Genomic DNA, 11,230 nt, shown 5'->3' on the forward strand with positions numbered 1-11,230 from the left:
AGCGTGACAATCGTTGAAGGTTCTGGTGCACGCCAGGAAGAACTCCGGCGTCTCTATGCAGCCTTTTCCGCCGCCCCCGAAACGGTTGATCCGGCCTGGCGCAGTTTCTTCCACGCCTTGGCCCCCTCGGCGGTGGACTGGCTGGAAGACGCGTATCCATCTCCCGACCCATCGTCCGTGGGCAGCCCGCCTGCGTCGATGCTGGAAGGCACGCGGGATTCGATTCGCGCCCTGATGCTGATCCGCGCGTTCCGCGTTCGCGGCAACCTACAGGCAAATCTGGATCCGCTCGGGCTCGCGCCGGTGACGCCACATCCGGAACTGGACCCGATGACGTATGGGTTCACACCGGCGGATTACGACCGGCCGATCTTCATCGATTACGTACTGGGCCTCGAGTGGGCCACCCTGCGCGAGATCATGCGGATCCTGGAGGAGACCTATGCCGGGACGATCGGCGTGCAGTTCATGCACATCCAGGATCCCGACCGGAAGGCCTGGATTCAGCGCCGGATCGAGTACAAGGACGCGGGCCCCGATTTCACAGATCTGGGAAAACGCACGATTCTCGAACGTCTGACGGACGCCGAAACATTCGAGCGATACCTGGCCCGCCGCTTTACCGGTACCAAGCGCTTCGGTTTGGAAGGCGGCGAATCCATGGTCCCGGCCATCGAGCAGATCATCAAGCGCGGCGGCGCGCTCGGTCTCAAGGAGATCCTGTTGGCCATGGCCCACCGCGGCCGGCTGAACATGCTCGCCAATGTTCTCAACAAGCCCCTGGAAGCCATCTTCGCCGAGTTCCGTGGCGCACCGGCGCTCCCGCCGGGGATCGACGCCTCGGGAGACGTCAAGTACCACCTGGGCACGTCGGCCGACCGCACCATGGGTGACGTCACCATGCACCTCTCGCTGACAGCAAATCCGTCCCACTTGGAGGCGGTGAACCCGGTGGTGGTGGGGAAGGTCCGCGCCAAGCAGTCCATGCTGCCGAAGCAGGCAGCGCGCCGGCAGGTGGCCGGCGTGACGCTGCACGGCGACGCCGCGTTCGCCGGCCAGGGGCTGGTGTCCGAAACCCTGGGGCTATCCCAGCTCGAGGGCTACAACAGCGGCGGCACGATCCACTTCATCATCAACAATCAGATCGGCTTCACCACCAACCCGGTGCACTACCGGCCGGGTCCCTGGTGCTCGGACGTGGCCCTGATGGTGCAGACGCCGATCTTCCACGTGAACGGCGACGATCCCGAGGCGGTCGTTTACGCCGCCCGGGTGGCAACGGAGTATCGGCAGCAATTCCAGTCCGATGTGGTCGTTGACATGATCTGCTATCGGCGGTTCGGGCACAACGAGGGCGACGAGCCCGCGTTCACCCAGCCGCTCATGTACCAGCGCATCGACGAGCACCCCACGACCCGGGAGATCTACGCGCGCAAGATGGTCGAGGAGGGCGTGGTCACCACGGCCGAGGCTGACGGGATGGTGACCGCCTGCCAGGAACGCCTCGAGCAGGCCTACTCGGCCAGCGAGACGTACGTTCCCAACAAGGCCGACTGGCTGGAAGGCGCCTGGGAGGGCTTTGTCGGCGAGGCCGGACCGGGCTCGCGGCGCGGCAAGACCGGCGTCGATCTCGGCCGCCTGCGGGACATCGGCCGTCGCGCTTCGACGCCCCCTGAAGGCTTCGAGGTGCACAGCAAGATCGCGAGGCAGTTGCAACGCCGCATCGCAAACCTCGAGAAGGGTGAAGATATCGACTGGGCGACCGGCGAGATGCTCGCGATCGGATCGCTCCTCATGGAGGGAGTACCGGTGCGGATGTCTGGGCAGGACTGCGGCCGCGGCACGTTCTCGCAGCGGCATGCGGTACTGGTCGACCAGCGCAACGAAACGCGTGTGGTGCCCCTCAACAACGTAGCCGAGAGCCAGGCCGACTTCGAGATCGTTGACAGTCCGCTCGCCGAAGCCAGCGTCCTGGGCTTCGAATACGGTTATTCGCTTGCCGCGCCCAAGACGCTGGTGATCTGGGAAGCCCAGTTCGGCGACTTTGCGAACGGGGCACAGGTCATCATCGACCAGTTCATATCCTCGGGGCAGTCCAAGTGGCTACGCATGTCGGGTCTCACGATGATGTTGCCGCATGGCTACGAGGGGCAGGGCCCCGAGCATTCCTCGGCCAGGGTCGAACGGTTCCTGCAACTGGCGGCCGATGACAACATGCAGGTGGTCAACTGCACGACGCCAGCCAACCTGTTCCACGTGTTGCGGCGACAAATGCGGCGAAAATTCCGTCGGTCGCTGATCATCTTCACGCCAAAATCGCTGCTTCGGCACAAGCGGGCCGTATCGAATCTCGCCGCCTTCGGTCCGGATTCCAGTTTTCACCGGGTGCTGGGCCAGGAGAACGGGCCCGATCCGGCTGACGTCAGGCGCACCGTGTTCTGTTCCGGGAAGGTTTACTTCGATTTGCTGGCCGCTTGGGAGCAGCGCGACGGCCAGACCCGGGACGGGATTCAGCTCGTGCGCATCGAGCAGTGCTACCCGTTCCCGCTGGAGTCGGTCATGGAAGTGCTGTGGGAGTCGCCACGGGCTGAAGTAGTCTGGTGCCAAGAGGAGCCCGCCAACATGGGAGCGTGGTCGTACATCTATCCGCTTCTCCACGATGCGATGGAACGGGCACAAATGGTCGGCCGACCTGCCTTCGTCGGGCGGGCCCCGGCCGCGTCACCGGCCACCGGCCTGTATGCGTCGCACATGTCCGAGCAACGCGATCTCGTCAACCGCGCCCTGACGCTTCCCTCCACTGCCGACTGACGGAAACCACCATGGCCATCGACGTCGTTGTCCCTGCACTCGGTGAATCGATCACTGAAGCCACGGTGCTCAACTGGCGCAAGAGCCCCGGCGATCCGGTCACCCAGAGCGAAATCCTGGTCGAGCTTGAAACCGACAAAGTAACGGTGGAAGTGGAGGCGCCGGAAAACGGCATCCTCCTGGAAATCTCGGCTGGCGATGGCGACGACGTCGCGGTGGGCGCAGTCATTGCCCGGATTGGTGCGGCAGAAGCATCGTCGGTCGAGGCAACGACGACCCCGGGCCCCGCCGATTCTGCGCCGTCGGCTCCCGGTTCCGCTCCGGCCGCCGCCGCCGACACAGAGCCGTTCGACGAGGCTCCGGTCAGCGTTCCAATGCAAGCGGACGCGTCCTCGAAGGAGGCCGCCGTGGCAGCCGAGTCGGTCGAGAGTCGATCTCCCGCATCGGCAGGCGTGCCATCCGTAGGACCATCCGCGGGCCCGCCGGAGCTTCCTGACCCGACGCAGGTTCGCCGCAGTGGCCGTGGCGACCGCATCACCGCCGATGATCTCAGGGAATTCCTGGGCGCGCAGGAACCGCCGTTGGCTCCAGCGGCGCGCCGGGCGGCACGTGAGCATGAGATCGACCTTGCGTCAGTCACACCGACGGGCCCCGGCGGGCGCGTCCTGAAGGAGGACGTCCTGGCGGCCGCTGCCAAGGCGCCGGCCTCGCCTCGCGCTGCGCCCGTCCCGGCCCCTGTGGATGAACTGGCAGCCCAAGCGGCTCCAGACGGTCCTGCCGGCGGCAAGTCGGCGCCCCGGCCTGCGACGCCGGATTCTCCCGGCGATGCCGGCGGCCGGTCCGCGGCGCATGCTGACGCGACTTCGGAGACACCGGGAGATGCGCTGCCGCCGCGCACGCGGAGAGTGCCCATGTCTAGGTTGCGCCGCCGGCTGGCGGAGCGGCTCAAGGAAGCGCAGAACACCGCTGCCATGCTGACCACGTACAACGAGGTCGATATGAGCGCGGTCATGGAGCTCCGAAGGGCCAGCGGCCAGTCGTTCGAGCAGCGGCACGGCGTGCGCCTGGGACTGATGTCGTTCTTCGTGAAGGCCAGCGTGTCAGCGTTGCGGGCGGTGCCCGAGGTGAATGCCGAAATCGATGGTACCGATATCGTCTACAAGGACTTTTACGACATCGGCGTAGCGGTGCATTCCGAGCGCGGCCTGGTCGTGCCGGTGGTGCGCGATGCCGACCGCAAGGGATTTGCCGGTATCGAGCGCGACATTCGAGGCTTCGCTGAACGCGCCAACGCCGGGGGGCTGGCGGCGGATGAATTGGAAGGCGGCACGTTCACGGTATCGAATGGGGGCGTTTACGGTTCGCTCATGTCCGCGCCGATCCTGAATCCGCCACAGTCGGGCATTCTTGGCCTGCATCGCATTCAGGAGCGGCCGATCGCACACGACGGAAAGGTGGTCGTCCGGCCGATGATGTACCTGGCGTTGTCCTACGATCACCGGATCGTGGACGGCAAGGGCGCGGTGACGTTCCTTGTACATCTCCGCGACCTGCTGCAGCAGCCCGCCGTGCTCGCGCTCGATACCTGACGTGACCCAGCACGACGTTCTCGTGATCGGCGGCGGTCCCGGCGGTTACGTCGCCGCCATCCGGGCTGCCCAACTGGGGCTCAACTCGGCTTGCGTGGATGAGCGGGCGGCGCTCGGCGGGACTTGCCTGAACGTCGGGTGCATCCCGTCCAAGACCCTGCTCCACAATTCGCATCTCTTCGCGGAAGCGGGCGAGCTTGGCGCCCGCGGCATCCGGACCGGCCCGCCGGAGCTCGACCTGGCCGCGATGATGGCGGACAAGGACGGTGCAGTGGACGCACTCACCGCGGGCATCAACCAGCTGTTCCGAAAGTACGGGGTGGGGCGCTACGAAGGCAGGGGGCAACTGGCCGGGGCCGGCCGCGTGGTCGTGGAAGGGAAGGACTCCGGCGAGCTCGCCGCCAGCCATGTCGTGATCGCGACCGGCTCGGTCCCGAGCCCACTGGCCGGCGTGGACGTCGACGAGAACCGGATCGTGTCCTCGACCGGCGCGCTCTCGTTTGCGGAAGTACCGGACACGCTGGTCGTCGTGGGGGCGGGGTACATCGGCTTGGAGTTGGGATCGGTCTGGCGGCGGCTGGGATCCAAGGTGACCGTGGTGGAGTTCCTTGACCGGATTGTTCCTGCCATGGATCAGGAAGTTGCCCGCCGGTTTCATCGGGCGCTGGCCGGGCAGGGGATAACGTTCCAGCTGGGATCGAAAATTACGGCCGCGCAGGCGTTGGGTGACGAGGTCGCCCTGCAGGTGGAGCCGGCTGCCGGCGGTGAGGCCCGGACGCTGCGGGCCGACCGGGTTCTGGTCGCAACCGGGCGAAGCCCGCGGACCGAGGGCCTGGGGCTCGCGTCAGCTGGCGTGGAGGTGGACTCGCTCGGGCGGATTCAGGTGGATGAACAGTTTCGCACGTCCGCGGCCGGGATCTACGCAATCGGGGACGTCACCACCGGACCGATGCTTGCCCACAAGGCGAGCCAGGAAGGGCACGCGCTGGCCGAGTTGCTGGCTGGCCATACGGCATGCGTCAACTACGGCGCCATCCCGTCGGTCGTGTACACGGATCCCGAGGTCGCTTGGGTCGGCGCCACGGAAGAGCAACTCAAGGAGCAGGGAACGGCCTACAAGAAGGGGCGCTTTCCGTTCACTGCCAACGCGCGCGGCCGCACCACCGGGCAGACCGAGGGGATGGTGAAGATTCTCTCCCACGCTGGTACGGACCGGATCCTGGGTGTGCACGTGATGGGGGCGTCGGCCGGGGAGCTGATCGGGGAAGCTACGGTGGCCATCGAACTGGGGGCGTCAGCAGAGGACCTGGCGCTGACGTGTCACGCGCACCCGACGCTTTCCGAATCCGTTCGCGAAGCCGCCGCCGCGGCCGCTTTTGGCAGGGCGCTGCACGCCTAGACGAATCCCGCTGTCAACCGTGCACCGTGACGTCGACCCGGCATCACCGGTGGCGGGTTCGCGACGGGATGACAGGACCGGGCGTTTCCCGGTTTCCGGCGCCCTCTTCCGTGGCATGATCCGGCACCGGTCGGCTTCACGAGCACCCTGGACGCCGTAGTGCGCGAGACGCCGGCCCCGGCTGTTCCCGGTACTCTGTGCCCGCCAGGTTCCGACGCACGGCTGCCAGCGGGCTGCCAATAGGGTTTGCCCGGACCCGACGATGTGAACGGAACCCGGAGCGGGGCGACCGGGCGGAAGAGGCAACGCCATGCAACGTCTGAAGAGCAAGGTTGCGGTGATTACCGGAGCGGGCGGGGGAATTGGTGCCGCGATCGCCCGCGCATTCGCAGCCGAGGGCGCCGCCGTGCAGTGCCTCGACATCGACGTTGCGGCTGCCCAGGCGGTTGCGGCGGAACTCCACGATGCCGGTGGTCGCGCCCTGGCGCGGGAATGCGATGTCCGCAACTCGGAATCGGTGCACGACTGCGTGACGGCGGCCATTGAGGCGTTCGGCAGGCTCGACGTCGTGGTGGCCAATGCGGCAACGGACACGCCGCGGGTCACCGTCGACGCGCTGTCGGTAGAGGACTGGCGCCAGGCCCTCGACGTCAATCTCACCGGCGCGTTCCTGCTGTGCAAGCACGCGTTGCCACACCTGCGGTCGCAGAAGTCCGGTTCGATCATCCTGCTGGCGTCACAAATGGGACGGGTCGCCGACCGGGGCCAGGCCGCGTACTGCGGGACCAAGGGCGCTCTGGTTCAGCTGGCGAAGGTCATGGCGATCGACCACGCCGACGAGGGCATTCGAGTCAACGCGCTGTCCCCCGGGGGCACGGCAACAGAACGCCTTGCAAGACGGTTCGGGACGCTGGAGCGGGCCGAGGCGGCGTGGGGCCAAGCCCATCCGGTCGGCCGGCTGGCCCGGCCCGACGAGATCGCACGAGGCGCGGTGTTCTTGGCCAGTGACGAATCGTCGTTCATGACGGGTGCGGACCTGCTGATCGATGGGGGCTATAGCGCCAGGTGAAGTTCCATGGCGGGGCGTGGCCGCATGGCCGTGCCGCGGCACGCTCGCAGCTGGCGGGAGTCCCCCCGTGCCCCGCGGGCCGGGTCGGGTCGGCGTTCAGGTCGCCCTTGACCGGCGGCGCTGCCGGGTGTCGCGCCGATCGCAGGGCCATTCCCTGCACGAGTCGCCAGGGTAGGTGCTGCAACGGTTTGACCTGACCGCTGAACGTGTCAGCGCTTGGCCCGTGGATGCGTGCGCTCGAAGGTATCGCGCAACTGCGGGTCGGCAACTTCCGTGTAGCGCTGGGTGGTCGCGAGTCGCGCGTGCCCCAGGAGCTCCTGCAGCACCCGAAGGTCGCTTCCTCCCTCGAGCAGGTGCGTGGCGAAGCTGTGCCGCAGCGCGTGCGGCGTAGCCGAGGCGGGGAGCCCCAGCCGAGCGCGGATCTCCTGCATGCGCTGTTGCACCGCCCGCGCGCCCAGACGCCGACCACGAGCGCCGAGGAACAGCGGATCGTCGGGGGATCCGTCCGGCGCGGCGGCGAGGTAGCGTTCGATGCCTTCGCGTACCGGCACCAGCAGTGGCACCAGGCGTTCCTTCTCACCCTTCCCGACAATGCGCAGGACGTCACGGTTCCCGGTGACGTCGGATCGATTGAGCGAGAGCGCTTCATTGATCCGCAGCCCGGCTCCATACAGGAGCAGGAAGACCGCCTGGTCCCGCAAGTCCTGCCAGCCGGCGCTGGCCGGTCGCGACTCGTCGATGACGGCCTGGACTTGATCGACGCCGAGCGGCCGGGGAGCACGCTTCGGTACGCGCGCCGGACGGAGCGAGCGGAGGCTGATCCGACGGAGCCCCTGGCGCCGCGCGAGGTGGACGAGGAAGCCCTGAACGCTGGAGCGCGCGCGGGCAACACTTGCCGGTGCCAGCGGCCGCGGCGGCCGCATCAGGTGGGCGAGCCAGGCGCGATAGTCAGCGGTTGTCAACGAGTCGAGCAAGTCCAGGTTGACAGTGGCACCCGTGTGCTCCCCCACGAATCGGAGAAATCGCGTGATGTCGTGCCGATACGCGCTGACCGTGTGCTCGGACAGCCTGCGCTCCTGATGCAGGTGAGTCAGGTATCCGGTCAGGCCATCGGCGATCTCAGGGGCGATGTCTTCCATCGATGGCGAGCGTTCCTCGGTCTGCCGACGGTTCGGTCGGGTTAACAGCCGTGCGCCGGGGCCAGGTCACCTGGCATCGGGGATCCCCCCGCCGCCGCTGCATCCGGCCGGATATTCACGTCATCGTGCCGGACGCCCGGCGTCGCCCGCCCGGATACGGTCCGCGCCAGCCCGTTGGGCATGCCTAGCTGCCGACGGCGGGACGCATCAGCTTCTGGACCCCGCCGATGCCCGGGCCTTTTCCCAGTCCGCCAGGAATGCCGCCAAGCCTTTGTCGGTCAATGGATGTGCGACCAGCTGCCGCAGCACACCCGGCGGCACCGTGGCGGCATCGGCCCCGAGCTTGGCCGCTTCCAGCACGTGGCCGGGCCCACGGACCGACGCCACCAGGACTTCGGTTTTGAGCGTCCGCGGGTAGGATCGGTAGATGTCGACGACGTCCCGGATCAGCGCCATGCCATTCTGGCCGATGTCGTCGAGGCGTCCGATGAAGGGGGAGACGAAACGGGCGCCAGCCTTCGCTGCCAGCAATGCCTGCGTGGCCGAGAAGCACAGCGTGACGTTGACGTCAATCGGGTCGTCCTGGCCGGCCAGCACGTGGCAAGCCTGGAGCCCCTCCCACGTCAGCGGGACCTTCACCACCACGTTGCCGGCGATGCCGGCCAGTTCGCGACCCTGCGTCACCATCCCTTCGCAGGAGGTTTCCGTAACTTCCGCGGATACCGGACCCGGCACCAGCTGGGTAATCTCCGTGATGACGTCCCGGAAGTCACGTCCGGTTCGCGCCACCAGGGAGGGGTTCGTAGTCACCCCGTCCACCAGCCCGGTGGCGGCCAATTCAGCAATCTGGCCTGTATCAGCGGTGTCGACAAACAGTTGCATGCGGGCACTCCCGTCCCAGAGCGGATCGGCGCCGACGGCCGGCGGCCTTGCCCAAGTCTAACCGTTCAGCGGGATCGAATCGCTCGCCCAGGGGCGCCCCTAACCGGCTCCCCGAGACGGATGGTCATCCCACCAGAGTGGCGGTCATGCTGGCCCGTCCCCTGTCCCGGACGTTCGATTACCGAGTGGACCATCCGGTGCCCACGGGCTCCTACGTTTCGGTGCCGTTCGGGAGCCGCGTCGAGACAGGCGTGGTGTGGGGCCCGCCGGCTGCTGAGGTGCCGGAGAGTCAGCTGCGGGACGTCGGCAGGGTCTCCGATCTCCCGCCGATGAAGCCGCGCATGCGGGAGCTGATCGCATGGGTGGCTTCTTACTCCATGGCGCCGCTGGGCAGCGTTCTCAAGATGGCGATTCCGGTTTCCGGTGCACTCGCGCCCCCTCGCACCGCGGCCGGTTTTCGCCTGGCCGAGCCCAGACCGAAGGGGACGAAGCTCACCCCGGCGCGACAGCGGGTAGTCGATGTCCTGACCGGCGCGGGGAGCGTTCTTTCGGGACCGGTGATTCAGCGGGAGGCCCGCGTGAGCGCGGCGACCGTGCGCCGCATGCACCGGACGGGACTGCTTGACGCGGAACCGTTGACGGAGGTGACCGCGCCCCCACCGGATCGCGAAGGGGTGCGGCCCGAATTGACCGCGACGCAGCGCCGGGCGGCCACGGAGATCGTCCAGAGGGTGCGAGCCCGGGACCCTCGGCCGGTGCTTCTCGGCGGCGTGACGGGGTCCGGCAAGACGGAAGTCTATTTCGAAGCCGTGGCCGCGTGCCTGGCCAGCGGGCGCCAGGTGCTGGTCCTGCTCCCGGAAATTGCGCTCGGCCCGCAGTGGTTTGCGCGCTTCCAGGCTCGCTTCGGAACCGCCCCGGCAAGGTGGCATTCGGCAGTACCTGCCGGCGAGCGCCGCAGCACCTGGAGAGAGGTGGCAGCCGGATCGACGCCGGTGGTGGTGGGGGCGCGGTCAGCCCTGTTTCTGCCGTTTCCGGCGCTCGGGCTGATCGTGGTCGACGAGGAGCACGACGCCTCGTACAAGCAGGAGGACGGCGTGATTTACAACGCGCGCGACATGGCGGTGGTCCGTGCCGCCAAGGAACGTGCCGCGATCGTCCTGGCGTCGGCCACGCCGGCGCTCGAGACGCACGTCAATGCGCAAGAAGGTCGATACCACGCACTGACGCTGCCGCGCCGGTACGGGGACGCGGAGCTCCCTGACGTCGAAGCAGTGGATCTACGCGTGAGTCGCCCGGAAGCGGGCTCGTGGCTCGCCAAACCGGTCGTGGATGCCGCGGCGGCGGCCCTCGCGCGCGACGAGCAGGTGCTCCTGTTTCTCAACCGTCGGGGCTACGCCCCCCTCACCGTCTGCCGGACTTGCGGCGGACGGATCGGCTGCACCGCATGCTCGACCTGGCTGGTGGAGCACCGGCGCGACGGGCTGCTGACCTGCCACCACTGCGGCCACCGGATGCCGGTGCCCGCGGTGTGTCCCTCCTGCGGTGTCGAGGATTCCCTGGCGGCCTGCGGACCGGGGGTCGAACGCATCGAGGAAGAGGTGCGCCGCGTGTTCCCGGGCGTGGAGCCGGTCGTCATGACCAGCGACACCATGCGCGCTCCGGCGGACCTGGCGCGACTGGTCCAGGGCATGGAATCCGGCGAGACCCGAATTCTCATTGGCACCCAGATGGCGGCGAAGGGACACCACTTCCCGAACCTGACCATGGTCGGGGTGGTGGACGCGGACCTGGGGCTGGGGGGTGCCGATCTCCGTGCCGGCGAGCGGACCTACCAGCTGCTGACGCAGGTTGCCGGTCGGGCGGGCCGGGAGGGTCGGCGCGGGCGCGTGCTGATGCAGACGTGGGAGCCGGAGCATCCCGTCATGCAGGCGTTCCTGCGCGGGGACGGGGATGCCTTCCGGCGGATGGAGGCGGCCGCCCGGGCCGAGGCGAAGATGCCGCCGTTCGGGCGGCTTGTGGCGCTGATCCTGGCGTCGCGCGATCAACCGGTCCTGGAGCGCTTCTGCCGTGCGCTGGCTCGCGTGGCCCCGCAGCACGACGGGGTCGACGTGTTCGGACCGGCGCCTGCCCCGCTCAGCAGGATTCGCAACCAGTACCGGGTCCGGTTCCTCGTTCGCGGCGGGCGAAGTCAGCTGCTGCAGACGTACGTGCGGACCTGGCTGGGCTCCGTCCGGGCACCGGCGGGGCTTCGGATCAAGGTCGACGTCGATCCCTACAGCTTCTTGTAGAGCCTCGCTGAGCGGCGCCGGTTGGCCGGCGCGTGCCGGCGCCCGCCGGGCGG

7 protein-coding genes are annotated in these 11,230 nt (G+C 68.0%); 5 read left to right on the forward strand and 2 right to left on the reverse strand.

Features of this window, described 5'->3' with window-relative positions; genetic code table 11:
* The first annotated feature begins 3 nt into the window (after positions 1-3).
* The 4 genes from OXH60_08580 (at position 4) to OXH60_08595 (ending at position 6,868) form a co-directional block, all read left to right on the forward strand.
* Positions 4-2,811 (forward strand): 2-oxoglutarate dehydrogenase E1 component, encoded by a 2,808-nt coding sequence (locus tag OXH60_08580; GenBank protein MDE0712175.1) that lies wholly within the window; start codon positions 4-6, stop codon positions 2,809-2,811.
* Between the two features lie 11 nt (positions 2,812-2,822).
* Entirely contained in the window at positions 2,823-4,400 is a 1,578-nt protein-coding gene (odhB, locus tag OXH60_08585) for a 2-oxoglutarate dehydrogenase complex dihydrolipoyllysine-residue succinyltransferase (GenBank protein ID MDE0712176.1), read from the forward strand.
* A gap of 1 nt (position 4,401) precedes the next feature.
* A complete protein-coding gene (lpdA, locus tag OXH60_08590) occupies positions 4,402-5,799 on the forward strand; it encodes a dihydrolipoyl dehydrogenase (GenBank protein MDE0712177.1) in 1,398 nt (465 codons plus the stop codon).
* Between the two features lie 310 nt (positions 5,800-6,109).
* Positions 6,110-6,868, forward strand: coding sequence for an SDR family oxidoreductase (locus tag OXH60_08595; protein ID MDE0712178.1), 759 nt, complete (start codon positions 6,110-6,112; stop codon positions 6,866-6,868).
* A 209-nt stretch (positions 6,869-7,077) separates the two neighbouring features.
* Here the strand turns inward: OXH60_08595 and OXH60_08600 are convergent, their stop codons facing one another.
* Positions 7,078-8,007 (reverse strand): tyrosine recombinase XerC, encoded by a 930-nt coding sequence (locus OXH60_08600; GenBank protein MDE0712179.1) that lies wholly within the window; start codon positions 8,005-8,007, stop codon positions 7,078-7,080.
* A 207-nt stretch (positions 8,008-8,214) separates the two neighbouring features.
* A complete protein-coding gene (fsa, locus tag OXH60_08605) occupies positions 8,215-8,889 on the reverse strand; it encodes a fructose-6-phosphate aldolase (GenBank protein MDE0712180.1) in 675 nt (224 codons plus the stop codon).
* A 137-nt stretch (positions 8,890-9,026) separates the two neighbouring features.
* On the opposite strand from fsa, the gene OXH60_08610 reads away from it, so the two are divergent.
* A complete protein-coding gene (locus tag OXH60_08610) occupies positions 9,027-11,177 on the forward strand; it encodes a primosomal protein N' (protein ID MDE0712181.1) in 2,151 nt (716 codons plus the stop codon).
* The last annotated feature ends 53 nt before the right edge of the window (positions 11,178-11,230 follow it).

This window comes from Rhodospirillales bacterium (assembly GCA_028824295.1).
Classification (GTDB): domain Bacteria; phylum Pseudomonadota; class Alphaproteobacteria; order TMED109; family TMED109; genus VXPW01.